Genomic DNA, 25882 nt, shown 5'->3' on the forward strand with positions numbered 1-25882 from the left:
CTCGGGCGCCGTTTCGCCGCATCCGCGATCCCGGTACGCCGGTTGTTAAGAAGGGGCCCTTCCTATACACGAGGCGTTAACAGGGGGCCCTTCCTTACACAGAGGGGGTTTTGGTGCGAGGGCTGGACCGGGCGGCGTTCGTCGCGCTGTTGCTCGGGCTGGCCGGGATCGGTTACCGGCTGTTCCTCGTGCTGGACACCGTGCCGGTCGCCAACAGCGACGAGGCGACCTTCGGTCTGGCCGCGCTGCACATCGCGCAGGGTCGGGAGCACCCGATCTTCCTCTACGGCCAGCACTACATGGGCACGCTCCAGTCGTACCTGGCCGCGCCGCTGATCGCGGTGACCGGCCCGAGTTGGCCGGTGCTACGGCTGCCGGTGCTCGCGCTCTACGCGCTGTTCCTCTGGCTGATCCACCGGTTGACCCGGCGGATCGGCTCGCCATGGTTCGCCACGCTGGTCGTCGGGCTGCTGGCGCTGGGCTCCGAGCGGGTCGTCCGCGACCAGGTGACCACCGTCGGCGGCCGGCCGGAGGTCAAGGTCGCGGTGCTGGTGATGCTGCTGATCGTGCTGGGGCTGGCCCAGCGGACCGTCCGACGCCGGTGGCTGGCCGTCGGCGGCTTCGGGTTGCTCGCCGGCCTCGCCCTCTGGTCGGACTGGCTGATCGTGCCGTACCTGGCCACGGCCGGGCTGGCGCTGGTCTGGGCGATGCGCCGGGAGCTGATCGGCGGCGCCGGGCTGCTGCTGGTCGCCGGTTTCACCGTCGGCGTCGCCCCGATGATCCGCGACAATCTCGTCGCCGGGCCCGGGCAGGACTCCCTGTCCGTGCTGCGCTCCATCAGCGGCGGCACGGCGGCCGCCGCGTCCTGGCCGCGGCGGTTGGACGGCGGGCTGCTGGAGGGCGTACCGCTGGCCACCGGGCTCTGCCCGCTCACCGGCTGCGCCCGCTGGCAGGCGTGGTTCGGCCTGCTCTACCCGGTGCTGCTGGTCGTCGCGGCGGTGGTCGCGGTGGTCGCGTACCGGCGGGCCGGCGGGCGAGGTGAGCGGGTCGCGCCGGTGGTGCAGCTCGCGCTGGTCGCCGGTGCGGCGTTGACCCTGCTGTCGTACGTGCGCAGCCCGCTCGCCGCGACCGATCCGCTGGGCAACGCCCGCTACCTGTCGGTGCTGCAACTGTCGCTGCCGGCGGTGCTGTGGCCGCTGTGGCTGGCCGTGGTGGCCGGTTGGCGGAGAACGGCCCGTGCGGCGACCCGGTTGGTCGGCGCGTTGTCGGCCGCCGTGCTGGCCGCCCTGGCGGCGACCTCACTGGTGGTGACGGTGCTCTTCGCCACCGTCGGCGCGGCTCCGGGCCGACGGGAGGAGCGGCAGGCGCGGGCAATGGCCGCGATGGTGCGCGCCGCCGGACTGCGCGAGGTGTACGGGGAGTACTGGACCTGCAACCGGCTCGTCTTCGACACGGCCGAGGAGGTGGTCTGCGGGGTCCTCGACGAGAACCTGCGGCCCGGCCTGAACCGTTATTCCGCCTACTGGTCCCGGCTGGCTGCCGCCGCGCGACCCGGGTACGTGCTGGTGGTTGGCACACCGGCCGACCGGCGGCTGCGGGAACTGCTCGGCGACCGGGCCGACGAGGCGCTGCTCGCCGACGTCGGCGGGTATCGCGTGTACCACCCGGCGACGCCCGTGCGGCCGTGGCGGTAGGGCGGTGGCCGTACGCTGGCCGGGCCCGGCGCGTGGTGCGGACCGGGACGTCGAGGAGTCACCATGCTCATCCTGCTGCCGCCCTCGGAGGGCAAGGCCGACGCCGGCACCGGCCGCCGGCTGGACCTGGACCGGCTCTCGTTGCCGGAGCTGAACCCCGTGCGCGCGCAGGTGCTGGCCGCGTTGGTCGCGCTCAGCGCCGAGGAGCCGGAGGCGGCGCTGGCCGCTCTGGGGCTCGGTGCCGGCCAGCACGGGGAGCTGCGCCGCAACGCCCGGCTGGAACGGGCCGCCACCGCACCGGCCGGCCGGATCTACACTGGTGTGCTCTACGAGGCCCTCGACCTGCCCACCCTGCCACCGCCGGCGCAACGCGCCGCCGGGCGGCAGATCCTGGTCAGCTCCGGACTGTGGGGGGCGGTACGGCTGACCGACCGGATCCCGCCGTACCGCTGCCCGATCGGGGCCCGGATACCCGGCATCGGCGGGCTGCCGGCGTTGTGGCGGCGGGTCCTGGGCCCGGTGCTGTCCGCGGCGGCCGGCACCGGGCCGGTGCTGGACCTGCGCTCCGGCGCGTACGCCGCCGCCTGGACCCCGCGCGGCGAACTCGCCGACCGCACCGTCACCGTGCGGATCCTGCACGAACGGGAGGTCGACGGCGTGCCGGTGCGGTCGGTGGTCAGTCACTTCAACAAGGCGACCAAGGGGCGCCTGGTTCGGGACCTGCTGCTCGCCGGTGCCCGGCCGCGCACCGCCGACGCCCTGGTGGCCGCCCTGCGCGAGCTGAAGTACACCGTGTGTGAGCAACCGGCGTCCCCGGGCCGCCCCCGCCAGGTCGACGTCGTGGTCGCCGAGCTGTAACCAGACGCAAGATTTGCTCAAGGCTGGGCCGGATCGGTACCGCTCGCCCGTGTCACGGGTCACCGTAAGGAGGACCGACGCCGCAAGGAGGCCTCCGGTGGTTCAACCGATCCTGCTCGACCGGCCCCGTCCGCCGGCGGCCCAGCCGCCACTGGACTGGATAACGCTCGCCGACGCCTTCGAGACAGCCTGTCTGCTGCGCTGCATGCCGCCGCCGGCGACCTCAAGCCAGCGACACGGCGGGCAGCAGCCCGGCTTTCCGGCGACGATCGAGTTCAACCGGGAGGAGGCGGCGCGACGGACGCGGCAGTTGCTCGACCGGCTCGACATCCCGGCACGACACGAGCTGGCCGTCGGCGGGTTGCGCCGCCGCTACGAACTGCACCGGCTGCACGTGCCCCGCGAGCGCCGGCCGGCGTACACGGCGATGATGGAGAACGGCTGGCGGCGCGGCCGGCGGGAGCTGCTCGGCGGCCCGGTGCCCGGCGCCTCGACCGCGCGCCGGCAGTGGCGCACCCGGTTGGCCGCCGCCGCCTGGCGGGCCGCGCTGCTGGCGGGTGGACGACACGTCCGCCGGCACATCCTCGGCGTGCGGATCACCGACCGGGAACTGGCCGCCGTACTGGTCCGGGGTGCCGCGCTGCTCGACGTGCCGGCGCTGCTGCGCCCCGGCACCGGCTGCTACCTGGTCAGTGTCGCCCACGGCCCGGACCGCGACCGGATCCTGCGGCACGCCGGGGAGGAGGCCGGACAGAGCCGGGTCGCCTGACCGCGCGGTCAGCACGAATCCCGCCGCCCCGGGGGTTGCGTCATGGGGGTCCGGCGGCGCACAGTGCTGCCCGTGACCCGTACCCGGTACGCCGCCCGATCCCGGCGGCACGGCTCCCGTGTGGCTGTCCTCGTGGCCGTGCTGCTGGTCCTGCCCGGCATCGGCGGCTGTCGGGACGAACCCGCCCAGCCGGTACACATCCGCATCGCCACCGGCAGCCCGACCGCCGTCTACCACGCCTTCGGTCAGTCGCTGGCCACCATCCTCAACCGGGAGCTGCCCAACGTACGGGCGGAGGTGCTGGTCACCGCCGCCTCGATGGAGAACGTCAGGCTGCTCAACACCGGTGCGGCCGAACTCGGGTTCACCCAGGCCGACGTGCTGCCCGCCGATCCGGGGCCGGACCCGCCGGTGGTGGCGGTCGCCCGGGTCTACGACGACCTGCTGCACCTGGTCACCACCGCCAACAGCCCGGTACGGACGTTGACCGACCTGCGGGGTCGGCGGGTGTCGGTCGGCGCGGCGGGTTCGGGAACCGAGATCACGGTAAGCCGGCTGCTCACCGTGGCCAACCTGGACGACCAGGTGCACCGGCTACCGCTCGGCCTGGACGACTCGGTGGTCGCGCTACGCAACGGTGAGATCGACGCCTTCTTCTTCTCGGGCGGGCTGCCGGTGCGTGCCGTCGCCCAGTTCGCCCAGGACAACCCCACCCGCATCATCGACCTCGGGGAGTGGACCGCTCCGCTACGCCGGGGCAACCCGGAGGTGTACGTGCCGCGGGACGTGCCCCGCTCGGTGTACGGCATCGATCCGGTCACCACCGTGGCCAACCCCAACTATCTGCTGGTCCGGGCCGATCTGCCGGAGGATCTGGTCCGCGAGGTGACCCGGCTGCTGATGGAGCGACGCTCCGAGCTGGCCGCCGCCCATCCGGCGGCCGGCCGGATGAGCCCTCGCTCGGCGATCGCCACCTCGCCACTGCCATTGCATCCGGGCGCGACGGCGTACTACCGCGACAGCAAACCCTGAGCCGCCCGGTCAGGCCACTCGGGACGAAAGGTGGGCTGCCTCCGGCTGCTCGGCGTCGGCGGGCGCTTCGGTGGAGGTGGGGAACCACAGGGTGGCGACCAGCCCGCGTGGCGAGTTCGGGTGCATGGTGAGCCGACCGTCGGAGGCGTCGACCAGCACGGCGGCGATGGTCAGCCCCAGGCCGGCGCCGTCGACGTTCTGCACCTCCGGAGCCCGCCAGAACCGCTCGGTGGCCTGACCGAGCTGGCTGCGGGTCATGCCCGGGCCGGTGTCGCGCACCTCCAACTCGACCCCGCCGTCGCGGGCCGCGACGGTCACCGTCACCTCGCCGCCCGCCCCGCTGAACTTCACCGCGTTGTCGATCAGCGCGTCGAGCGCCTGGTCGATCGCGGTCGGCACGGTCCGGGCGTACGTCGGGACCGGGTCGGCCGCCAGGCGCAGCGTGACCGCACGGTGCCGGGCCAGCGGTTCCCACGCCGCCACCCGGGAGGCGGCCACGGCCGCTGCCTCGACGACCACCCGTTGGTTCTCCCGCCGCTCGGCCCGGGCCAGGGTGAGCAGCGCGTCGAGCAGCAGGGCCAACCGGTCGGTCTCCTCCAGGGCGAGCTGGTGCTCGGCGCGGCCCTGCGGATCGGTCAGGCAGGGCCCGAGTTCCTCCACCCGCAGCCGCAACGCGGTCAACGGGTTGCGCAGCTGGTGACTGGCGTGCGCGACGAACGCCCGCTGCCGGTCCATCACGTCGGAGACGACATCGGCCATGTGGTTGAAGCTGGCCGCCAGGCGGCGCAGCTCCGGCGGACCCAGCCGGTGCTGCACGCGGGCGCCACGGTCCCCCTCGGCGATCTCGTGGGTGACCGCGTCCAGTTCGGTGATCGGCCGCAGCACCCAGCCGGCCAGCCCGAACGCGGTGAGCACGCAGGCCAGCACGGCGAGCAGCCCCAGCGCGGCGAGCAGCAGCCACCAGGTGGTGACGGTGCGGCGGACCGCGTCGGCCGGGCTGGCGGTCACCACCGCGCCGAGCACCTCGCCGCCGTCGTTGATCGGTACCGCCACCACGATCGGCCCGTCCACCCAGGGCCAGACCGAGTCGGGCCCGCTGATCTGCTGGCCGGACAACGCGACGTCCAGCGCCTCCCGGGTGCCCAGGAACGGCCGCCAGTTCGGCGAGCCCACCACGACCTCCCGGTCCCGGTTGACCACCGCCGCGTCGATGCCGTACAGCTCCTGGTAGCTGTTCAGTTCGCTGTCGAGCGGACCGGTCGTGCCGCTGCGCAGCGCCGGGCCGGCCAGCGAGGCGAACCGGGTGGCGTCGGCCAGCCGATCAGCCCGGACCTGGTCGGTCTCCCGGGTCGCCAGGGTCGCCGCCAGTGGCGTGCCCAACGCCACCAGCACCAGCACCATCAGCAGCAGATAGCTGATCACCAGACGCCGACGCACCGCTGGCCCCTCACTCGGCTCGCAGCCGGTAGCCGACGCCGCGTACGGTCTCCACCAGGCGCGGATCGCCGAGCTTGCCGCGCAGCGAGCCGACGTGCACCTCCACGGTGTGCCGGTCGGCGAAGGTGGTCCCCCAGGCGTCGAGCAGGATCCGGTCGCGGGGTACGGCCACGCCGGGCTGCCGGGCCAACGAGAGCAGGACGTCGAACTCCTTGCGGGTCAGCGAGACCGCCCGGTCGGCCACGGTCACCGTGCGGGCGGCCACGTCGATGCGGATCGGCCCGACCTCGATCAGGTTCCGCTCCGGCGCGGCGTGTGCGGCCCGGCGGAGCACCGCCTCGATCCGGGCCTGAAGCTCCACCATCGAGAAGGGCTTGACCACGTAGTCGTCCGCGCCGAGCCGCAGCCCGAGCACCCGGTCCCGTTCCTCACCCCGGGCGGTCACCGCGATGATGCCCAGTTGGCTGCTGCGGCGGCGCAGTTCGCGGCACAGGTCGGTGCCGTCGCCGTCGGGCAGGGTCAGGTCGAGCAGCACCAGGTCGCACGGGGCGGCGGAGAGGGCGGCGGCGACGGTGGCGGCGTGTTCCACCTCGTACCCGCGCCGGGTCAGGGCGGACGACAACGCGGCGGCCACCCGACGGTCGTCCTCGACCAGCAGAATGCGCACCCCGGCCCCCATTCGTCGGTCCGTCGCCTTCGAATGGTGGCAGAAGGTCGCTCCGGACGGGAGGGCGGTCCCGTCCCGGTCGGCGCGGCCGGTCTCTCTAGAGTTGCAGGATGACTGACAAGAGCTCTGCGTCCCCCTCGGTCTTCGTCCATCCGACGGCTGACGTCGAGGAGGGGGCCCGGGTAGGCGCCGGGAGCAAGATCTGGCATCTGGCCCACATCCGCTCCTCTGCGCAGTTGGGCGCCGGCTGCGTGATCGGTCGCAACGTGTACGTCGACGCCGGCGTGACGGTCGGCGACCTCGTGAAGATCCAGAACAACGTCTCCGTCTACCAGGGCGTGACCCTGGAGGACGAGGTGTTCGTGGGCCCGTGCGCGGTCTTCACCAACGACTTTCGGCCGCGGGCCCAGAACCCGGATTGGAAGATCACTCCGACCCTGGTGCGTCGGGGCGCCTCGATCGGCGCGAACGCGACCCTGGTCTGCGGCATCGAGGTGGGCGAGTACGCGATGATCGCCGCGGGTTCGGTGGTCACCCGGGACGTCGCGCCGTACCAGCTGGTGGCGGGCAACCCGGCCCGGCCGAAAGGCTGGGTCGACGAGCAGGGCGAGGTCGTCTCGCGCGACGTGGACAACCCGCCCCGGCGAGGCTGACCCGCTCCGGCGAGAGTTCCAGCACCACCGACACGGACGAGGGGCCCGGCACAGCGTGGCGGGCCCCTCGTGTCGCAGCTGACGGTCAGCCTCCGATGACCACCCGGCGCACCCCGGTCCAGCGGACCGGGTCGGTGACCCGACGCCCGTCGACCAGCACCGTCACGCCGGGCAGGTCGGCGGGGCCGAGCGTCCGGTACTCGGCGTGGTCGGCCTGGATGACGGCAGCGCCGACCGGCTCACCGTCGTAGCCCGGCAGGCCGTGTGCCACCAACTCCTCGTTGGTGTACATCGGGTCGGAGACGTACGGCTTCGCGCCCCGCTTCCGCAGCTCCTCGACCGTCGGGAAGACGCCGGAGAAGGCGGTTTCCTTGACGCCGCCCCGGTAGGCGGCGCCGAGCACCAGCACACCGACCCCGGTCAGGTCGCCGTACGCGGCGGCCAGCAGGTCGACGGCGTACTCCGGCATGGCGGCGTTGGCTTCCCGGGCCGACCGCACGACGGTGGCCGCCGGGTCGTTCCACAGGTACATCCGCGGATAGATCGGGATGCAGTGCCCGCCGACCGCGATGCCCGGCGAGTGGATGTGGCTGTACGGCTGGGTGTTGCACGCCTCGATCACCTTGGTGACGTCGACGCCCACCGTGTCGGCGAACCGGGCGAACTGGTTCGCCAGGCCGATGTTGACGTCCCGGTAGGTCGTCTCGGCGAGCTTGGCCAGCTCGGAAGCCTCGGCCGAGCCCAGGTCCCAGACGCCGTTGGGGCGGTCCAGGTCGGGCCGCTCGTCGAAGTCCAGCACCGCCTCGTAGAAGCGCACGCCGTGCTGGGCCGACGCCTCGTCGATGCCGCCGACCAGCTTCGGGTAGCGGCGCAGGTCGGCGAAGACCCGACCGGTGAGCACCCGCTCCGGGCTGAAGACCAGGTGGAAGTCCGTGCCGGCGGTGAGCCCGGAGCCTTCCTGGAGCATCGACGCCCAGCGGTTGCGGGTGGTGCCGACCGGCAGGGTGGTCTCGTAGCTGACCAGGGTGCCCGGCTTGAGGCCGGCGGCGATCGCCCGGGTCGCGTTGTCCATCCAGCCGAAGTCCGGCACACCCTCGGCGTCCACGAAGAGCGGCACGACCACCACGACCGCCTCGGACTCGGCCACCGCGGCCGTGGTGTCCGTGGTGGCCGACAGCAACCCGGCGGCCACCGCCTCCTTCAGCTTGACGTCCAGGTCCGTCTCGCCGGGGAAGGGCACGGCCCCGTCATTGACCAGCTGGACGACCCGCTCGGAGACGTCGGCGCCGATCACCCGGTGTCCCTTCGAGGCGAACTGCACGGCCAGCGGCAGACCGATCTTCCCGAGGGCGACGACGCAGATGTTCATGGAACTACTTTCCTCTCGAGGGCCGCATGCGGCGAAGACGGGCGAGGACCCGACCGGGCGTCATCGGTGTGATCGTCACGATCACCAGGCCCTTGCGGTCCGTGCTGGCCGTGACGAGGTGGAACCGGAGGCCGTGGCGCGCCACCCGACGGGCCGCGGCGAGGCGTTGGTCGGCCCGCAGCGGCGCCGAGGCGACACCACCCAGCACGGTAACCTTGCCCTTGCCCTGCCACCGGCGTCCGCCGGACGGAAGGGCCGTGAGCAGCTGATCCACCGCGACTTCCGTCCGTACGACGGTACCTGGTCTGAAGGGACGCAAGGAATTCGCGGCGACGGCCAACTCACCGATGTTGACCTGCACCACGTCGGCGGGGAGTTCGGCCAGTGGCGCCCAGCCGCAGTGAGCCGTGATCACCAGTGCCGGAGCGCCGGAGGCATCTCGACCCCAGGTCAGCTCCGTAGCGGTGAGCTTGACCATGCGCTTGGCGGTCTGCCCGGTCACGTCGTACCACTCGTCGGGGAATCCCAGGTCGGCGTCGCGAAAGCCGGCGTAGTGGGCGTAGCAACGGCCGTCGCCGGCCGTCAGCGGAGGCAGCTTCTTGTCGCGCTGCTGGCGGATCAGCTGGCACAGCCGATCCAGATTCGCGTCCCGAGCGAGCAGCAGGCGCAGCCGCACATCGGCGGCGAGCCGCTCGATGATGGCATCGCTGAGGTAGCTCTGGGCCAGCTTGCGGATCCGCTGGTGGGCCTGCACCTGCACCTGCGGTTCAAGATCCAGGAAGTCGGCCTTGAGCAGCTTGGCCACCTCCCAGCTGAAGTTCCGCAGCAGGATCGCGTCCCGGCGTGGGCCGGGCTCGATCAGCCCCGCGACGAAGCCGATCAGCTCCTCGGCGCAGCGCAGCCGCTCTTCGAACCGGCTGGCGTAGGTGATGTTCTGCGCGTTGTCCCGCTTGACCGCGTAGTAGTAGACGTAGTCGGCCAGCACCGAGATCTTTCCGGCGCGGACGCAGGCCTCCAGGGTGAAGGGCTGGTCGCTGCCCATCGCCATGTCCTCGCGGAACCGCAGACCGTGCCGCTCGATCAGGTCTCGCCGGAACAGCTTCGTGTTCGACAGCGACCAGGGCAGCTCGCTGTCGAAGAGGTCGACCCGCTCCTCGGTGCTGGCGTAGATCGCCTGGTGGACGTAGCGCTTGTTGGTGCCGACCATCCGGCCGAGCACCACGTCCGAGCCCCACCGGTCGGCGGCGTCCACCAGCCGCTCCAACGCCTCCGGGCCGAGGTGGTCGTCGGAGCCGATGAAGAACACGTAGCGCCCTCGGGCGATCCCCAGGGCGCGGTTGCTCGGCGCCGCCGGCCCACCCGAGTTGGGCTGGTGCAGCACGGTGACGGTGCCGGGGTACTCCTTGGCGAAACGGTCCAACTCCTCCCCGCTGCCGTCGGTCGAGCCGTCGTCCACCGCGACCACCTCGAGCCGCTCCAGGCCGATGCTCTGGCCGACCAGCGAGTCCAGGCAGGCCGTGAGGTACGGCATGGTGTTGTAGACGGCGACCACCACCGTCACGTCTGGCGTGCTCACCGGCTCACTCGCACAGAGATCGGGGCCGGGCCCGCCGTCGGCGCAGCCAGCCGGGGCCGCGCCTGGCGCAGCCGGAGAAAAATGTCGTCGAGCACCTGCGCCTCCCAATACCAGCCGACCCGCGGACCGGGCCGGTCGTACGCGGCGCGGTAGCGGGCCGCGTCGACGGACACCACGATGCCCGCAACGAAGTCAGCATTCCTGGGCGCGAACGCCCCCGCCCTGCCCGGCTTTCAGACAGGCGCCGCGCCCCCGGACCGGAGCGAGTCTACGACAGGGATCTCGACCTGATACGCGCCGCCGTAGGCGGTCTGCGACCTACCACGCTCATTGTTACCCTCCATACGAGTTCAGCTACCGACCGCAAGTCAGCGTCGCGCCGCCGGGCCGGCCACGCGAATCATCCGATCATCCGGCTCAGGGCGAACGGAGACCGCCACCGATGAACGTGGTGACGACCGAGGAGTCGAACCGCTCGGCGCCGGTCTGGTCGACTGCAGGTTCCGGCCCGGATCGGCCCGATTGGGACCGGCGGCTGCGCGATGCCGCCCGGCACGTGCTCCCCGCGCTCGTCGCCTACGCGGTGATCCGCCTGGTGGGTGTGGTGACGCTCTACGTCTGGGCCCGGAGCACGGGCCGCTCCCCCGGTTCCCGGCTGGCGAGTTCGGACGGAATCCGGTATCTCGGAATCGCCCAGCAGGGGTATGACGGGTTCGAAAAGGCGCAGAGCGACATGGCGTTCTTCCCGCTCTACCCCGGGCTCATCGCCGCGCTGGACCGAGTCGCCCCGTTCAGTAACCGGGACGCGGCGCTGATCGTGGCCTGGCTGGCCGGTCTGGCCGCCGCCTGGGGGCTGTTCGCGATCGGGGCGTACCTGCACGACCGGCGTACCGGCGTGCTGCTCGCTGCGCTCTGGGCCGCCATACCGCACGCCGTCGTCCAATCGATGGCGTACAGCGAGTCGCTATTCACCGCCCTCGCCGCCTGGGCGCTTTACGCCCTGCTGCGCGGCCACTGGGTCACTGCCGGGGTGGTCTGCCTCTTCGCCGGACTGACCCGGCCGACCTCCTCCTCGTTGATCCCGGTGGTGGTACTAGCCGCGTTGGTGGCGATCGTCCGTCGCCGCGACGGCTGGCGTCCCTGGGCCGCCACGCTGCTCGCTCCGGCCGGCTGGCTCGGATACCTGGCCTGGGTGGGCAGCGAGGTCGGGCGGCCGGACGGCTGGTTCCACATCCAGTCCGCCGGCTGGCGAAGCACCTTCGACTTTGGCGCCTACACCTTCCGTCGCGGCCGGGAGGTACTGGCGGACCCGACCGTGCCGCAGCTGTTCGTGGTGAGCGTGGTGGTCCTGCTGGCACTGATGTTCTTCGTGCTCAGCCTGCTCGACCGGCAGCCGTGGCAGTTGCTGCTCTACAGCGGGCTGCTGCTGGTCACCACGCTCGGCTCGGCCGGCTACTACCACGCCAAGGCCCGGTTCCTGCTGCCGGCCTTCCCGCTGCTGCTGCCGGCGGCCGTGGCGCTGGCCCGCACCGGCCGGGCGCGGGCCGTCACCGTGCTGGTGGCGATGACCGCCTTTTCCACCTACTTTGGGGGGTACCTGCTGTTGATCTGGAAGTGGTCGCCCTGATCAGGTGACCGGTGGGCCGGGATCAGCGGGTGAACGGGCGGACGTCCCACAGCCAGACGTCGTCGACCCGCCGGCCCGGGCCGTACAGGGCGTCGAGCACGGTCTTCAGCGCCTCGTGCCGCCGGGTCCCCCGGTCGGGAAGCACCACCGCGTCGGCCTTCCAGTAGCGGACGTCGGCTCGCGCCTGGGTGATCTCGGCGGGGCCCACCGTGGTGTCCCGCTCACCCTTGGACACCGCCGTGAGCAGGTCGGCCGTGGGCTGCGGATCAACCCCCCAGCGGCCGGTGGCGTCGGTCGCGGAGCTCGGCCCGAGGAAGTAGCCCTCGGGCACGGCGAAGCCGGTAAGCCCGGCGGAACCCCAGTAGACCGAGGTCATCTGGGCGACCGGCACCGGCACCAGGGTGCGGCCGAGTGCCACGTGATCGCGCCAGGCCCCACCGGTGACGAAGTCCGGCACCGGGGGCCGGCCCTGCGCCGGCAGAGGTACCGGCAGGATGGGCAGGAGCGCGGCGGCCACGGCCACGGCGCCAGCCCCGAACGCGAGCCGACCACGTGGCCGCCCCCGACGGGCGGCGAGCCGATTCGCGGCCACTGCCAGCAGGACGCCGAGCGCCACGGTGGTGATCAAGGCGAACCTGGCCACCACCAGGGCGTCGAACACCGGCAGGTGCTGCACGAGCGCGAACGGTGCCGGGATGTCCGTACGGTGGGTGCCGACGGTCCAGGTGGTGCCGATCGCCAGCAGCGCCGTCACCAGTCCGACGATTCCGAGCACCCACGCGACGACCTCACGGCGCAGCCAGCAGAGCGCGCCGAGGGCGAGCACCAGCACGGGCCAGCCGTAGAAACTCGCCTGCTCGGTAGTGTTCGGCGCCCAGCCCACCGCGCTGGTCGGGCCGCCGGCGACCGACTGGGTGGCGAACCGGACGTACGAGCCGAGCTTCAGGGCGTACATGTCCGGGGTGCCCGGGTGACCGATGCGGTGCTGCAGACCGGCGAAATACATCCAGAGCGGGTACGCGGCCGCGACCGCCATCAGCCCGGCGGCGATCGCCAGGCCCGACAGCAGCCCACGCCAGCGTCGCACCGCGTCCCGGGCCCGGACGGCGAGATACGCCAGGACCAGCAGCAGGCAGCCGAACGCGGTGAGGAAGAGGATCTCCAGGCTGACGAAGAACTGCGCGGTCATCAGCGCGCCCAGCACCAGGCCGTCCCGGACCACGTGCCCGCCCCGACAGAGCGCGACCACCCGCCAGATGATGTACGGCACCAGCCACTGGGCCGTGATGTGCGGGTGGCCGTTGCTGTGCGAGACCAGCGCCGGGGCGAACGCGCAGAACAGGCCGCCCAGGAAGGCCGCCGCCCGGGAGTCGACCAGGTGTCGGGAAAGCATGTGGTACCAGGCGTAACCGGTACCGGCCAGGTTCAGGGTGATGAACAACAGGTAGGAGACGGGCGCGCCGAACAGCAGGGTGACCGGACTGAGCACCAGCCCGGGCAGTTGCATCCCGACGTTGGCCATCAGGTTGACCCCGTTCGGGGCGTTCTGGAGCGTGGTGAAGAAGGGGTTCTCCAGATGGCTGACCGCGTGCGCCGCGTACGCCAGCATCCACTCGTTGAAGCCCTGGTCGTCGGGGCGGCTGCCGAGCAGCCGACCGTCGGGGTCGCGCCACCCGCGACCGGTGACCCAGATTGCGCCGACGAGGAAGACCAGGGCGACCAGCGCGTCGACCCGCCACCGCCGGCTGGCACGACGGCCGGCCCCGGCCGATGGCTCGGAGCCCGCCGTCGGGGCGAGCGTCTTCGCCGTCGCCCCGGCGGTATCGGTGGAGACCGGCTCGCGATCGCGAGTGTCGGGCGTGGTCATGTGGCGCGTGGGGGAGGAATTCAGCTCTTCAGGAACGGAGCGAGCTGACGGGCCGTCCAGGTGCCGTCGTGATATGTCCGGGCGTACTCGGCGGACGCCAGACCGATCTTGACAGTAGCCTCCCGGTCGTCGAGTAGCGACTTCAGAACCTCGCCAAGGTTGCTCGGGTTGGCGTTGACGATCGGCAGGTCACCGCCGACGGTCTTGATGACCTGATCGCTCAGGTACGCCACTACCGGCTTGCCGGCAGCCATCGCCTCCACCGAGAAGGTGCCGAAGCTGCCGCTGGTGAACTGGTCCAGCACGATGTCACAGCTCTGGACGAGGCCACGCATCTCGGACCAGGTGACGCCCTCAGCGAGGCGCAGCTCGATGATGCCCTTGTCGTGCAGCGCCTGCACGATCGGCAGGATCCGGTCGGTGCCCTTGGTCCACCGCTTGGACGGCGCGTGCAGCACCAGCGGGCGGCTCCGCTCCATCACCGGCCGGTCACACGCCCAGGCTTCGACATCCACCACGAGCGGCGTCCAGGTGGCCCAGGGCAGATCCACCAACAGGTCCGGTGTGGTCACGAAGGCCGGCAGACCGCACTCCTCGGCCACCCGCCGGTTGCGTTCCGCCTTCTCGCGCAACTTGTCCACGAATCCCTCCGGCGCGTCCGCGAAGAGCGAGAACTCGTGCCGCTCCAGGTGCCGGTCGGGGTGGCGGATCTCGCTGCCGTGCGCCAGCAGCGCCACCTTGATGCCGGCCCGTTGTAGCGCCGGCAGGTCGCCCCCGATGTTGTCGCCGTTCAGGTGCCCGAACAGCGGCAGGAAAGCATCCGCCAGCACGTGGGTGTACGAGCTGAGCACCCGCTTGACCTGCTCAAGCTGGTAGTCCAGTTCCTTCTGGCGGCCCGGATCGAGGTAGATGTCGGCCGGGTAGTTGAACGAGGCGGGGGGCTTGTTCATCACCACCTCGATCGACACGTCCGAGTTGTCGCGGCTGATCGCTTTGGCGAATCCCGCGGCCTGCCCAGCGTAGTTCGCCGGGCCGATGCCGAGCCGGACAGCGGTGTCGGACAAGGGCTTCCAGTCCGGCAGCTCGCGCCGCGCGGCGGCCTGGCCGATCACCACCCCCGCCGGGCGCTCCTGCACCGACCACGGGATGTCGGCGCGGGGGGCAGCCGGCGCGAGGCCCGAGATGTCCCGGTAGAGCTGGAGCAGCTTCCTGCTCTGCCGCTCCCAGGACAGGTCGTCCAGGATGGATTCGGTGATGTTCGCGCTCAACTCCCGCCGCCGGGCGGTGGCCCGGCTGACCGCAGCCACGAAGCTGGCCACCTCACCGGAGGTGAACACCTCACCGATGTCGTGCTGCCTGACGTACGCGCTGACCACCTGTACGTCGCTGGCGACCAGGGGCAGCCCCGCGTGCAGGTATTCAGAGACCTTGGTCGGCAGGGACAGCTCGCAGTTCGGCGTCCGCCGGAACGGGATCAGTCCCAGGTCGGCCGAGCTGAGGTAGTCGGCCACCTCGTACGGCGCCACGTAGGGCAACAGGTGCACCCGGTCGCGTACGCCGAGCCTCTCCGCCTCCGCCAGCATTTCCTTCAGCAGCGCGGTCATCCGCCCGGTGACCACGGCCAGGTGATGCTCGGGCAGTTCGGGCAGGCCGGCGATGACGGTGTCCAGACCCCGCTCCGGGCCGATCCAGCCGGCGTACACCAGCAGCGGCACGTCCTCAGCGAGGCCGGCGCGGGCCCGAACGGACGCGTCGATGTTGCCGCTACGAATGCCCGCCCGGACCGGCGAGTTGCCCACCACGAGCGGAGTCTGCGGCAGTTTGTAGTGGCTGCGGAGCAGTTCGGCGATCTGGTCGGAGACGGTGACTACCGCGTCCGCGCGGTCGATGAACTCCCGCTCGGCGGCCTTGACGCCGCTGGCCTGCTGCGGCTTGGGCCACTCCACACCCTGGACGTACTCGTGGGCGTCGTAGAGCCAGACACAGTTCTTACCACGAGCGAGCAGCCGCGTCGCGCTCATCGCCGCGGTCGGAATGGTGTTGATGTCGTTGGCGTGGATGACGTCCGGCTCCAACTCCTCGAGCACCGGCCCGAAGGCCAGGTCGATGTCGAGCAGGATCGGCCAGTCGGAACGCCAGTCACCGGTGGGCGGCCCCGGCTTGCTGCCGTGGAACTGCTCCCAGCCCCAGGCCTTGACCCGCAGCTCGTGCAGGGCCTGGTGTGCCTTGATCCAGGCTCTCGGCGGCGGATTGTCCTTGGCGGTCTGCATGCGCAGCCAGGCCTGGTGTCGGGCCCGGTAGCGGTTCAGCGCCGACTTGTCGGGAATACGGAACTGGGTCAGTGCTTTGCGCACCCGATGCCGGTCGGCCTGCGAACGGGACAGCACCATCGCGACCGGCACCCGGATCACCTCGATCGGGCCCATCGTCGAACGCTCGACTTCCTTGCTCTTCTTCGTCGAGCTGCGACCCATCAGGATGACCTCCCAGCCGTCGCGAGCGGCGGCGATGGCGGTCTTCTGGACCCGGGAGTCTCCGGTGATGCCGTTCGACACGAGGACTACCAGTCTCGGCGGGCGGGAGAGCGATGACATACGCGGTCCTTCGGGATCAGGTGCGGGTCGGGAAGGCTACACGGCCGTGGCCTGCCAGAGCTGGCGCGGCTGCCCGGTCAGCGAATGGGGACGCCCTCGACCGGAGCAGCGCGCGGCGCATCGAAGGTGATCGTGCTGCCGTCGGAGGCCGAGCGCAGCACTGTCCCAGCCACCTCGACCGTCCGTAGCCCCTGTCGGAGGGTGACGATATCGCTCTCCTTGCCCTCGACGGCGTCCCGGAAACGCTCGTGCTCGACCAGCAGCGGTTCACGTTTCGGGATGGCGTAGCGGATCATGTCACCCTCGGCGACGCCGCGGAAGGCGCGCAGCGCCTCCCACTCCGTGCCGATCGCGGCGTTGGCGTAGAAGGTGAGGTCGGCGGTGAGGGTGTCGGCGACGAAGCAGCCCTTCTCGCCGGTGATCACCGTGGACCGTTCCTTGAGCGGGCTGAGCCAGTTGACCAGGTGGTTGACCATCGTGCCGTCGGCGAGCACACCGACGGCCGCCACCATGTCCTCGTGCAGCCGCCCGCTGCGGGAGACCGTCCGGGCGGACACCGAGGCGTACTCCTGGCCGGTCACCCAGCTGGTCAGGTCGATGTCGTGGGTGGCCAGGTCCATCACCACGCCGACGTCGGCGATCCGGTGCGGGAAGGGCCCCTGCCGCCGGGTCACCACCTGGTAGACCTCGCCCAGCTCGCCCGCCTCCAGGCGGGTGCGCAGGTTCTGCAGGGCGGGGTTGTACCGCTCGATGTGCCCGACCCCGGCCACCAGACCGCGGCTCTCGAACGCCTCGACGAGGCGGGTGGCCGCCTCGACGGACTGCGCGAGCGGCTTCTCGATCAGCGCGCACACCCCGTGTGCGGCGAGTTCGAGCCCGACCTGCTCGTGCAGCGCGGTCGGGCAGGCGACCACGGCGTAGTCGATGTCGAGGGCCAGCAGCTCGCTCAGGTCGGGCAGGACCGGTGCCCGGAGCAGACCGTTGGTGTCACCGATCGGGTCGACGATACCGACCAGCTCGACACCGTCGAGGCCGGACAGTACCCGGGCGTGGTTGCGCCCCATCGCGCCCAGGCCGATCAGTCCGGCGCGCAGCTTGCCACCCTGACGCGCGCTCACCGGGCACCACCGGCGAGGTTCGCGGCCTCGGCGATCCGCTCGAGGTCGGCGGGGCTCAGCGAGGGGTGCACCGGCAGCGAGATCACCTCGGCGGCGGCCCGCTCGGTCTCCGGCAGCTCCCACGGGCCGGGCTGGCCGTCCTCGCCGAGGTACGGCTTGAGTCGGTGGATCGGGATCGGGTAGTAGACGGCGTTGCCGATGCCCAGCTCGGTGAGGCGCGCCTGGGCGGCGTCCCGGTCGCCCCGGGTGCGGACGGTGTACTGGTGGTACACGTGCCGGGCGGCGTCCGCCACCGGCGGGGTGACCATGCCGGTGATGTTGGAGTCGAGGTACTTGGCGTTGGCCCGGCGCTGCTCGGTCCACTCGGCGAGCTGCGTCAGCTGCACCCGGCCGATCGCGGCGGCCACGTCGGTCATCCGCATGTTGGCCCCGACGATCTCGTTGGCGTACCGCTGCTCCATACCCTGGTTGCGCAGCAGCCGCAGGGTGCGGGCGAGCCCGGCGTCCGCGGTGCTGATCATGCCGCCCTCCAGGGAGTGCATGTTCTTGGTGGGGTAGAAGCTGAAGCACCCGGCGGTGCCGAACGCACCGACCGGGGTGCCGTGCAGGCTGGCGCCGTGGGCCTGGGCGGCGTCTTCGACGACGGCCAGGCCGTGCCGCTGCGCCAGCGCCATGATCTTGTCCATCGCGGCGGGGTGGCCGTACAGGTGGACCGGCATGACGGCGACGGTCCGCGGGGTGACCGCGGCGGCGACCGCCTCCGGGTCGAGGCAGAAGCTGCCCGGCTCGATGTCCACGAAGATCGGCTCGGCGCCGACCAGCCGCACGGCGTTGGCGCTGGCCGCGAAGGAGAACGACGGCACGATGACCTCGTCACCCGGGCCGAAGCCGAGCGCCAGCAGGGTCAACTGGAGGGCGGAGGTGCCGGAGTTGACGGCGACGCAGTGGCGGCCGGCGACCAGCTCCCCGAACTCCTCCTCGAACGCCGCGACCTCGGGCCCCTGCACCACCCTCCCGCTGCGCAGCACCCGCACCGCCGCCTCGATCTCGGCGTCACCGATGATCGGCCGGGCTGGCGGTATGAAGTCCGGGTGCGGCCCAGGCATAAGGGGTCCTCCTGTGATCACGGAACGACTCGCGGCGGTGGTTCGGGGTGCGATACTAGCCCGTTGGCCACCGGGCGGCAGATCGGCATTCACCTGTCGCCGGCCCGGGATTCACCATCCGCCTGGCGGGTGGCCATCCGCCGCAGCTCACGGCCGTGCGTCCTGGCCCGGCTCGGCAGCCGCCACCCGCAGGGCGGCCACGATGGCGTCCGCCATCCGGGCGAGTTCGGACGGCTCCAGCGGCACCCGGGCGATGGCCAGCCGCCAGTAGACCGGCCCGACGATCAGGTCGGCCGCAGCTCGCGGGTCGGCGTCGGCGGGCAGCTCGCCGCGCTCGACCGCCCGCCCGATGACGATCTTGCCGATGCGGTCCTGGTAGTCGTTCAGCGCGCCCTGTAGCGTGCCGGCGATCTGCGGGTTGCGCGCCGCCTCGGCGAGCAGGTCGGGGATGATCTGCGACGCCAACGGGTGGCCCAGTGCCCCGGTCACGACGAGCAGCAGCAGCCGCACGTCGCCGTCGAGGGTGCCGGTGTCCAGCAGCGGCAGCTTGCGGCTCGCGACGGCCGAGACCACGTCCAGCACCAGTTCGAGCTTGGAGCGCCAGCGGCGATAGATGGCTGTCTTGCTCACTCCGGCCCGGCGCGCCACCGCCTCGATCGACAGTCGGCCGTAGCCCACCTCGGCCAGTTCCTTGGTGACCGCGCGGCGGATCGCCTTGGTGATCTCATCACGGAGCACCGCGGCACCGGCCGGCGCCCGCCTCTTGTCGGTCTTCACGTGCGACAATGTACCGCAACGACGCTACGGTTGCGTCCCGACGTGTTTCGGACTACTGTCCACGCAGCGACGGGGGCGGCGCTCCCCCGCACTGGCCACGCTAGATTCCACGTCGCGAACATCCCGCCGGCACGACAAGATCGGAGCGCTTTTCCCCATGGCCAACGCGCTGGCCGACCCCGACTCCGGCCTGGCCCCAGCCCAGCTGGCCACCCGGTACGGGCTACGGATAGCTGGCGAGCGCCCCTCGCTGAGCCGCTACACCCGCCAACTCTGGCAGTACCGGCACTTCATCTCCGCGTACGCCCACGCCAAGCTGACGGCCTCGTTCAGCAACGCCCGCCTCGGGCAGCTCTGGCAGGTGCTCACCCCGCTGACCAACGCGGCGGTCTACTTCCTCATCTTCGGTCTGATCCTCAAACAGAACCGGGGCATGGACAACTTCCTCGCCTACCTCACCGCCGGCGTGTTCATCTTCAACTTCACCCAGACCTGCGTGCAGAACGGCACCCAGGCGATCAGCGGCAACCTCGGTCTGATCCGCGCGCTGCACTTCCCCCGGGCCTGTCTGCCGCTGGCCATCACCGTCCAGCAGTTCCAGCAGCTGGTCGGCTCGCTGCTGGTCCTGTTCGGGATCGTGCTGGCCACCGGGGAGCCGCTCACCCTGATGTGGCTGATGCTGGTGCCGGCGATCCTGCTCCAGACGATCTTCAACGCCGGACTGACCATGACGGTGGCCCGGCTGGGCGCCAAGGCCACCGACCTGAAGCAGGTCATGCCCTTCGTCCTGCGGGCCTGGATGTACAGCTCCGGCGTGCTCTACAGCGTCGAACTGTTCGCCGACGCCCTGCCCGGTTGGGCCACCACGGTGCTCCAGTTCAACCCCATGCTGGTCTACATCGAGCTGGCCCGGGTCGCGCTGTTGGAAAACGCCCCGCTGCTCAGCCCCTCCCTGCTGCTGACCTGGCTGATCGCGCTGGGCTGGACGATCGTGATGGGCGTCGGCGGCTACCTCTACTTCTGGCGCGGCGAACAGGAGTACGGCCGTGGTTGACCACCTCGCGATGTCCAATGATGTGACGGTGACCCTGCCCCGGATCCAGGAGCGGATCCCGACCGTGGTGGTGGACGACGCGCACGTCGTCTACCGCGTGCACCGGGGCGCCGGCGGCAACCAGAGCCCGGTGGCGGCCTTCAAGCGGATGGTGACCCGCACCGCCGCGCCGAACGTCCGGGAGGTGCACGCGGTACGCGGAGTCTCCTTCACCGCGTACCGGGGCGAGGCGATCGGGTTGATCGGCACCAACGGCTCCGGCAAGTCGACCCTGCTGCGGGCCATCGCCGGGCTGTTGCCGGTGGAGCGTGGCGCGGTCTACACGCAGGGGCAGCCCTCCCTGCTCGGGGTGAACGCCGCGCTGCTCAACGACCTGCCCGGCGAGCGCAACGTCATGCTCGGTTGTCTGGCCATGGGCATGCCCCCGGCCGAGGTGCAGCGCAAGCTGCCGGAGATCATCGAGTTCTCCGGGATCAACCAGCGCGGTGACTTCGCCTCGCTGCCGATGCGTACCTACTCCTCCGGCATGTCGGCCCGGCTGCGGTTCTCCATCGCCGCCGCCAAGCAGCACGACGTGCTGCTGATCGACGAGGCTCTCGCCACGGGCGACAAGAGGTTCCGCAAGCGCAGCGAGAAACGGGTGCGGGAGTTGCGGGAGAGCGCCGGCACCGTCTTTTTGGTGAGCCACCAGCTCTCCTCGGTACGCGACACGTGCGAACGGACCATCTGGCTGGAATCGGGCGAGCTCCGGATGGACGGCCCGACCGAGGAGGTCCTGCGCGCCTACGAGACATTCACCAACGGCAAGTAAGTCTTCGCCGCGGCCGTGCGGCCATGGCGGGCGGCCGTCGACGCCACGTCGCCTCGTTGGGGCGACGTGGTCCGCGCGTTACTGTTCATCCCGTCGCCACCTCGGCGAAACCTTTCCCCCCAGGCCACCCACGAAACGACGCAGTTGAGAGCGAGGACCGGCAATGACGCAGGACCTGACCACCGACCCGGGCACCCGGCCGGAGCATCCGGCGCCGTGGCGACCCTCCCGGACGGTGGCCGTGGTGCTGGCCGGCGGCACCGGCACCCGGCTGGGCCTCGGCATCCCCAAGCAGCTCCTGAAGATCGCCGGTAAGCCGATCATCGAGCACACGCTGGCCGTCTTCGAGGCCGCGCCGGAGATCGACGAGATCATCGTGCTGATGGCCAGCGGCCACCTCGACGAGGCACGGCGGATCGTGGACAAGGCCGGCTTCCGCAAGGTCACCAAGGTGATCGAGGGTGGCGACACCCGCAACGCCACCACCCGCGTCGCCCTGGAGGCGGTCGGCGGGGAAGACTGCAACATCCTCTTTCACGACGCGGTACGACCGCTGCTCAACGGCCGGATCGTACGGGAGTGCGTGAACGCGCTCTGGACCTACTCGGCGGTCGACGTGGCCATCCCGTCGGCCGACACGATCATTCAGGTCGACGAGAACGACTGCATCACCGACATCCCGGTGCGCGCCACCCTGCGCCGGGGCCAGACCCCGCAGGCTTTCCGCTCGCCGACCATCCGCGAGGCGTACCGCCGGGCCGCGGGCGACCCGAACTTCGCCGCCACCGACGACTGCGGCGTGGTGCTGCGTTACCTGCCCGAGACGCCGATCAGGGTGATCGACGGCTCGGACGAGAACATCAAGGTCACCCACCCGGTCGACGTGCACCTGGCCGACAAGCTGTTCCAATTGGCCGCCGCCAAGGTGCCCCGACTGGCCGACCACCGCGCCTACAGCGAGGAGGTCGCGGGCCGCACCATCGTCGTCTTCGGCGGCAGCTACGGCATCGGCCACGACCTGACCGCGCTGGCCCGCAGCCACGGCGCCCAGGTCTTCCCGTTCAGCCGCTCCACCACCGGCACCCACGTGGAGCGGCCCGAGGACGTCGAGGCCGCGCTGCGGACCGCCTTCGAGGCCACCGGCCGGATCGACCACGTCGTGGTCACCGCCGGGATCCTGGAGAAGGGCGCGCTGGCCGAGATGGACCAGGACACCATCGACCGGGTGCTCCAGGTCAACTTCGTCGGCCCGGTGACCGTCGCCCGGCAGGCCCTGCCCTACCTCCAGCACACCAAGGGCCAACTGCTGCTCTACACCTCCAGCTCCTACACCCGGGGCCGCGCCGACTACGCGCTCTACTCGGCGACCAAGGCGGCCCTGGTCAACCTCACCCAGGCGCTGGCCGACGAGTGGGCGGAGCTGGGCGTACGGGTGAACATCATCAACCCGGAACGGACCGCCACCCCGATGCGGACCAAGGCGTTCGGCGAGGAGCCCGAGCACACCCTGCTCGCCGCCGAGACCGTCGCCCAGTCTTCGCTCGACGTGCTGCTCTCGGACCTCACCGGCCAGGTGATCGACGTCCGCCGGCCCCCTGGCGAGGCGCCGCTCGCCGTTCCCGCACCCGCCCAGGCCGATCGGCCGACCAACACCGCACCCGTCGGCTGACCGGCCGGCACCGTAGCGCGAAGGCGACACCGAGATGCGTGGTGACCTGGTCAGGAAGTTGGCCGCCCGAGGGCTGGCCACCGGTGGGGCGGTGCTGGCGTTCCTCGTGGTCGCGTTCACCAGTGTGACCGGCTGGGGGCTCGGCCTGGCGGTGGCCGCGCTCGCGGCCATCGTCTGGGAACGCCGGGTGCGCCCCGGCGCCGACAACGTCGCCGAGACCACCCTGGTCGCGGCCGGGGTCCTGGTCGGCTACGCCCGGCAGCTCGGCCCCGGTTTCGACCCCGCCCTGACCGCCGCCGCCCTGCTGCTGCTGGGGCTGCTGCTACTGACCGGTCCGCTGCGGGACGCCGGAAACCTGGAGATCCGCGCCGCCAACCTGCCGGTACGCACCCGGGTACCGCAGGTCGCCGCCGGCCTCGGCGATGCCTTGGCCGGGTTGCTCGCCGTACTGGCCCTGGCCGCCCTGGCGGCCCTGCCCGCCGCGGTCGCGCTGGCGGCGGTCCTGCTGCTGGGTGCCGTCGCCGGCGCGGTCGCGCTCGACCTGGCCCGGCGGCGGTTCCGGCCGGCCGCCGGCGGATCGCCGGTCACCCGGGCGCTGCGCCGGCACCGGCCCGAGTTCGTGCTGCACTTCTCCGCCCCGCCGGGCTCGGAATACCAGGTCACCATGTGGCTGCCGTACCTGGCGCGGATCGGCCGGCCGTTCGTGGTGATGGTGCGCGAGCCGGAGTCGCTGGCCACCATCGCGGCGGCCACCACCGCCCCGGTGCTCTACTGCCCCACCCTGCGGAGCATGGACGAGGTGCTGGTGCCCAGCCTTCGGGTGGCGTTCTACGTCAACCACGGCGCGAAGAACGCCCACTGTCTCCGCTTCACCCAGCTCACCCACGTCCAGTTGCATCACGGCGACAGCGACAAGGCGTCCAGCGCGAACCCGGTGTCGGCGATCTTCGACCGGATCTTCGTGGCCGGCGAGGCGGCCATCGACCGGTACGCCCGGGCCGGGGTGGAGATCCCGGCGGAGAAGTTCGTCGTGGTCGGTCGCCCGCAGGTCGAGACGATCGAGGTACGCGCCGAACCGGCCCGTGGCCTGGCCAACCCGACGGTGCTCTACACCCCCACCTGGACCGGGCACCACGCCGACGCCGACTACTGCTCGCTGCCGATGGCCGAGACGCTGCTGCGGCGGCTGCTGGACCGGGGTGCCACGGTGATCCTGCGGGCGCACCCCTACACCACGCGGAACCCGGCCTCGGCCCGTCACCTGGCCCGGCTGCACGACCTGCTCGCCGCCGACCGGTCCCGCACCGGCCGAGCGCACCTGTTCGGCGCCGCGGCCGGGCGACTGCCGCTGGCCGAGTGTGTGAACCGCGCCGACGCCCTGGTCTCCGACGTCTCCGGCGTCGTCTCCGACTGGCTGTACTCGGGCAAGCCGTACGCGGTCACCGACACCGGCGCCGACGGGGACCGCTTCACCGAACGGTTCCCGCTGGCCGCCTCCGGCTATGTGCTGCGTCGGGACCTGGACGACCTGGACGACGTGCTGACCCGGCTGCTCGACACCGACCCGCTCGCCGAGTCCCGCTGGGCGACCCGGCGGCGTTACCTGGGTGACTTTCCCGCCGAGGCGTACGCCGAGGCGTTCCTGGCCGCCGCCCGGCGCGAGCTGGACCCGACCTGGGCCCCGCCGACGCCCCGCACCGCAGCCACCGAGCCGCTCTCCCCGACCACCTGACCGTCCGTCGGACGCGCCGCACCTGCTGCCGGTGATCGCGGCCCGGGTGCCGCGTTGACGCCGTTCGTACCGGCGCTCGACGCGGCTGTGGCCGGCCCGCCCTCTGGGGACGGGAAGGCGTGAGACGGTCGGGCGCCCGGTCCCCGAGTGGAGACCGGGCGCCCGGCACGTCAGGTCGGTCAGGCCGAGTAGCCCCGGGTGGCCGCCCAGTTCGCGAGGTCGATGGTGGTCATCCAGTACGAGGGGTAGGACGCGTCGGCCGAGTCGGCGATCTTCACCAGCCGGCCCTCGTCCTCGTAGCCCACCACGGCGACGTAGTGCCCGCCGGGGAAGGAGTGCCAGCGACCGTTGGTGTCGGTGGCGCTGCCGGCCACGTTCACCACGATGCCGCGCCCGTCGGCAACGGCGGCCACGACGTCGGCCTGGAGCTGGTCCATCTGGGCCGGGGTGGCCGATCCTCCACGGATCCACCTGGTCTGGTACGGGTCGCCCTTGGCCACGGCGTTGAGGACGCGGGTGGTGTCCTCCGCCGAGTTGGTGCCGGCGTACGTGGTGCGGAGCTGGGCGGCCAGGGTGTCCTGGTCGCGTTTGACACCGCCGGCGCTGAGCGCGTTCCGCACGGCGGCCGGGCCGCAGTAGTAACCGTTGATCTGGGCCTGGTGGGCGTAGTCCAGGACCTTCTTCTTCGGCGGCTTCGGCGCGGCCTTCTTACTGGTCACGTCGGGATCCGGCGCGGCCGAGGTGGCCTTGGGCGACGGCGAGGCGGCGGCACTGGGTTCGGCCTGGCCGCTCGGCGCGGTCGAGGGGGACGGCGCCACCCGCTCCTCGCCACGGGAGGCCGCCGCGTCGCGACGCAGCTCGGCGACGGTGGTGATCTGGGCGGTGGCCGGGGCGTCCCCGGTGCCGGCGAGCACCGCACCGGAGCCGGTCGCCAGCACGAGCGCCGCCGCCGACACGGCGACGATCTGGTACGGACGCTCCGTCGCCAGGCGGCGGAGCTGACGTTTGACGCTGTGCTTCACGGCATTCCTCGACGAGGGTCGTGGAGGCGTGGGAACAACGGGGGGATCGTGCTGCACGGGGATGGAACTCCTTCCGACACCGCCGACCGGGTTAGCTGACGGATTCGGGCGGGAAGATCGCCCTACCGCGGGCCGAGGCTCGCGGATTCACCCCAGGTGTTGCAGTGGGTCCCCGGTTCGTGAGATCACGATTGAGCGGGTCGGCGCGGCGTCGCTTTTTGCGATCGGTTACCGCACCGGCCGGGCTGAGGCTACTGGCGGGTCAAAGCGCACGCCAGCCCTCCCCCACCTGCTTAAACATGGTCCGGCCCGATTATTTTCGGGTATTCGGCCACTGGCCTCGCTCTATGGGATTCGGGGAATCCGGTACGCCGTCAGGCGACAACCGGACCGCGCGCACAAAATGTCCCGGACTTTGTCTGCTCGATCCGCCCCAGCGCGTCCGGTGAC

At 71.5% G+C, this 25882-nt stretch carries 21 protein-coding genes and 1 riboswitch; of the genes, 10 read left to right on the plus strand and 11 right to left on the minus strand.

The window, feature by feature from the left end; translation table 11 throughout:
• Window positions 1-113: 113 nt before the first annotated feature.
• The 4 genes from IEY61_RS16765 (at window position 114) to IEY61_RS16780 (ending at window position 4353) form a co-directional block, all read left to right on the plus strand.
• Window positions 114-1694, plus strand: a complete 1581-nt coding sequence (locus IEY61_RS16765) for an ArnT family glycosyltransferase (protein ID WP_229705964.1) — start codon at window positions 114-116, stop codon at window positions 1692-1694.
• 63 nt (window positions 1695-1757) lie between these two features.
• Window positions 1758-2552, plus strand: coding sequence for a peroxide stress protein YaaA (gene yaaA / locus IEY61_RS16770; RefSeq protein WP_189045311.1), 795 nt, complete (start codon window positions 1758-1760; stop codon window positions 2550-2552).
• Window positions 2553-2649: 97 nt separating this feature from the next.
• Window positions 2650-3321: a hypothetical protein gene (locus tag IEY61_RS16775; protein WP_189045313.1), complete on the plus strand. Its 672-nt coding sequence runs from the start codon at window positions 2650-2652 to the stop codon at window positions 3319-3321.
• Between the two features lie 42 nt (window positions 3322-3363).
• On the plus strand, window positions 3364-4353 hold the full coding sequence (locus IEY61_RS16780) for a TAXI family TRAP transporter solute-binding subunit (RefSeq protein WP_189045315.1): 990 nt from the start codon (window positions 3364-3366) through the stop codon (window positions 4351-4353).
• A 9-nt stretch (window positions 4354-4362) separates the two neighbouring features.
• On the opposite strand, the gene IEY61_RS16785 is transcribed toward IEY61_RS16780, so the two are convergent.
• On the minus strand, window positions 4363-5790 hold the full coding sequence (locus tag IEY61_RS16785) for a sensor histidine kinase (RefSeq protein ID WP_189045317.1): 1428 nt from the start codon (window positions 5788-5790) through the stop codon (window positions 4363-4365).
• 10 nt (window positions 5791-5800) lie between these two features.
• Window positions 5801-6469 (minus strand): response regulator transcription factor, encoded by a 669-nt coding sequence (locus IEY61_RS16790; RefSeq protein ID WP_189045319.1) that lies wholly within the window; start codon window positions 6467-6469, stop codon window positions 5801-5803.
• Between the two features lie 98 nt (window positions 6470-6567).
• Here IEY61_RS16790 and IEY61_RS16795 point away from each other — a divergent pair, with 98 nt between their 5' ends.
• Window positions 6568-7110, plus strand: a complete 543-nt coding sequence (locus tag IEY61_RS16795; RefSeq protein WP_189045321.1) for an acyltransferase — start codon at window positions 6568-6570, stop codon at window positions 7108-7110.
• A gap of 85 nt (window positions 7111-7195) precedes the next feature.
• Here IEY61_RS16795 and IEY61_RS16800 read toward each other — a convergent pair whose 3' ends face one another.
• Genes IEY61_RS16800 through IEY61_RS16810 form a run of 3 tightly spaced genes read right to left on the minus strand, consistent with a single transcriptional unit; the run spans window position 7196 to window position 10228 of the window.
• The gene (locus tag IEY61_RS16800) at window positions 7196-8479 is read right to left on the minus strand and encodes a nucleotide sugar dehydrogenase (RefSeq protein WP_189045323.1); all 1284 of its coding nucleotides are present in this window, start codon (window positions 8477-8479) and stop codon (window positions 7196-7198) included.
• 4 nt (window positions 8480-8483) lie between these two features.
• On the minus strand, window positions 8484-10055 hold the full coding sequence (locus IEY61_RS16805; RefSeq protein WP_189045325.1) for a glycosyltransferase family 2 protein: 1572 nt from the start codon (window positions 10053-10055) through the stop codon (window positions 8484-8486).
• Window positions 10052-10228 (minus strand): hypothetical protein, encoded by a 177-nt coding sequence (locus IEY61_RS16810; protein WP_229705966.1) that lies wholly within the window; start codon window positions 10226-10228, stop codon window positions 10052-10054. Before IEY61_RS16810 ends, IEY61_RS16805 begins: the two co-directional genes overlap by 4 nt.
• A gap of 269 nt (window positions 10229-10497) precedes the next feature.
• Between IEY61_RS16810 and IEY61_RS16815 the strand changes: the two genes are divergently transcribed.
• On the plus strand, window positions 10498-11682 hold the full coding sequence (locus IEY61_RS16815; RefSeq protein ID WP_189045329.1) for a putative hexosyltransferase: 1185 nt from the start codon (window positions 10498-10500) through the stop codon (window positions 11680-11682).
• Window positions 11683-11704: 22 nt separating this feature from the next.
• Here the strand turns inward: IEY61_RS16815 and IEY61_RS16820 are convergent, their stop codons facing one another.
• The 5 genes from IEY61_RS16820 to IEY61_RS16840 all read right to left on the minus strand — a co-directional run bounded on the left by IEY61_RS16820 (window position 11705) and on the right by IEY61_RS16840 (window position 19144).
• A complete protein-coding gene (locus IEY61_RS16820) occupies window positions 11705-13549 on the minus strand; it encodes a DUF6311 domain-containing protein (RefSeq protein ID WP_189045331.1) in 1845 nt (614 codons plus the stop codon).
• A gap of 20 nt (window positions 13550-13569) precedes the next feature.
• Window positions 13570-16104 carry a glycosyltransferase family 4 protein gene (locus IEY61_RS16825; RefSeq protein ID WP_229705967.1) on the minus strand — a complete coding sequence of 845 codons (2535 nt, stop codon included), beginning with the start codon at window positions 16102-16104 and terminating at the stop codon, window positions 13570-13572.
• Between the two features lie 116 nt (window positions 16105-16220).
• Window positions 16221-17261: a Gfo/Idh/MocA family protein gene (locus IEY61_RS16830; RefSeq protein ID WP_189045335.1), complete on the minus strand. Its 1041-nt coding sequence runs from the start codon at window positions 17259-17261 to the stop codon at window positions 16221-16223.
• On the minus strand, window positions 17258-18367 hold the full coding sequence (locus IEY61_RS16835; RefSeq protein WP_189045337.1) for a DegT/DnrJ/EryC1/StrS family aminotransferase: 1110 nt from the start codon (window positions 18365-18367) through the stop codon (window positions 17258-17260). The genes IEY61_RS16830 and IEY61_RS16835 overlap by 4 nt, the downstream gene beginning before the upstream one ends.
• A gap of 147 nt (window positions 18368-18514) precedes the next feature.
• Window positions 18515-19144, minus strand: a complete 630-nt coding sequence (locus tag IEY61_RS16840; protein ID WP_189045339.1) for a TetR/AcrR family transcriptional regulator — start codon at window positions 19142-19144, stop codon at window positions 18515-18517.
• Window positions 19145-19301: 157 nt separating this feature from the next.
• On the opposite strand from IEY61_RS16840, the gene IEY61_RS16845 reads away from it, so the two are divergent.
• From IEY61_RS16845 to IEY61_RS16860, 4 genes are all read left to right on the plus strand, one after another.
• Window positions 19302-20198, plus strand: coding sequence for an ABC transporter permease (locus IEY61_RS16845; RefSeq protein WP_189045341.1), 897 nt, complete (start codon window positions 19302-19304; stop codon window positions 20196-20198).
• A gap of 10 nt (window positions 20199-20208) precedes the next feature.
• Complete coding sequence (locus IEY61_RS16850; protein WP_189045418.1) at window positions 20209-21009, plus strand: ABC transporter ATP-binding protein; 801 nt, start codon at window positions 20209-20211, stop codon at window positions 21007-21009.
• 163 nt (window positions 21010-21172) lie between these two features.
• Window positions 21173-22678, plus strand: coding sequence for a bifunctional cytidylyltransferase/SDR family oxidoreductase (locus IEY61_RS16855; RefSeq protein WP_189045343.1), 1506 nt, complete (start codon window positions 21173-21175; stop codon window positions 22676-22678).
• A gap of 34 nt (window positions 22679-22712) precedes the next feature.
• Window positions 22713-24410, plus strand: a complete 1698-nt coding sequence (locus IEY61_RS16860; protein WP_189045345.1) for a CDP-glycerol glycerophosphotransferase family protein — start codon at window positions 22713-22715, stop codon at window positions 24408-24410.
• A gap of 179 nt (window positions 24411-24589) precedes the next feature.
• Here the strand turns inward: IEY61_RS16860 and IEY61_RS16865 are convergent, their stop codons facing one another.
• On the minus strand, window positions 24590-25432 hold the full coding sequence (locus tag IEY61_RS16865; protein ID WP_189045347.1) for a C39 family peptidase: 843 nt from the start codon (window positions 25430-25432) through the stop codon (window positions 24590-24592).
• A 65-nt stretch (window positions 25433-25497) separates the two neighbouring features.
• Window positions 25498-25640, minus strand: a riboswitch (cyclic di-AMP (ydaO/yuaA leader).
• Window positions 25641-25882: the final 242 nt, after the last annotated feature.

The sequence above is a fragment of the Micromonospora sonchi genome, from assembly GCF_014646235.1.
In the GTDB taxonomy this organism is placed as follows: domain Bacteria; phylum Actinomycetota; class Actinomycetes; order Mycobacteriales; family Micromonosporaceae; genus Micromonospora; species Micromonospora sonchi.

Excerpts from the sequence above, each read along its gene's own strand:
- yaaA (WP_189045311.1), top strand. The coding sequence starts at position 1,758 with ATGCTCATCCTGCTGCCGCCCTCGGAGGGCAAGGCCGACGCCGGCACC.
- IEY61_RS16780 (WP_189045315.1), top strand. The coding sequence starts at position 3,364 with ATGGGGGTCCGGCGGCGCACAGTGCTGCCCGTGACCCGTACCCGGTAC.
- IEY61_RS16790 (WP_189045319.1), bottom strand. The coding sequence starts at position 6,469 with ATGGGGGCCGGGGTGCGCATTCTGCTGGTCGAGGACGACCGTCGGGTG.
- IEY61_RS16795 (WP_189045321.1), top strand. The coding sequence starts at position 6,568 with ATGACTGACAAGAGCTCTGCGTCCCCCTCGGTCTTCGTCCATCCGACG.
- IEY61_RS16800 (WP_189045323.1), bottom strand. The coding sequence starts at position 8,479 with ATGAACATCTGCGTCGTCGCCCTCGGGAAGATCGGTCTGCCGCTGGCC.
- IEY61_RS16815 (WP_189045329.1), top strand. The coding sequence starts at position 10,498 with ATGAACGTGGTGACGACCGAGGAGTCGAACCGCTCGGCGCCGGTCTGG.
- IEY61_RS16820 (WP_189045331.1), bottom strand. The coding sequence starts at position 13,549 with ATGACCACGCCCGACACTCGCGATCGCGAGCCGGTCTCCACCGATACC.
- IEY61_RS16835 (WP_189045337.1), bottom strand. The coding sequence starts at position 18,367 with ATGCCTGGGCCGCACCCGGACTTCATACCGCCAGCCCGGCCGATCATC.
- IEY61_RS16845 (WP_189045341.1), top strand. The coding sequence starts at position 19,302 with ATGGCCAACGCGCTGGCCGACCCCGACTCCGGCCTGGCCCCAGCCCAG.
- IEY61_RS16850 (WP_189045418.1), top strand. The coding sequence starts at position 20,209 with ATGTCCAATGATGTGACGGTGACCCTGCCCCGGATCCAGGAGCGGATC.
- IEY61_RS16855 (WP_189045343.1), top strand. The coding sequence starts at position 21,173 with ATGACGCAGGACCTGACCACCGACCCGGGCACCCGGCCGGAGCATCCG.
- IEY61_RS16860 (WP_189045345.1), top strand. The coding sequence starts at position 22,713 with ATGCGTGGTGACCTGGTCAGGAAGTTGGCCGCCCGAGGGCTGGCCACC.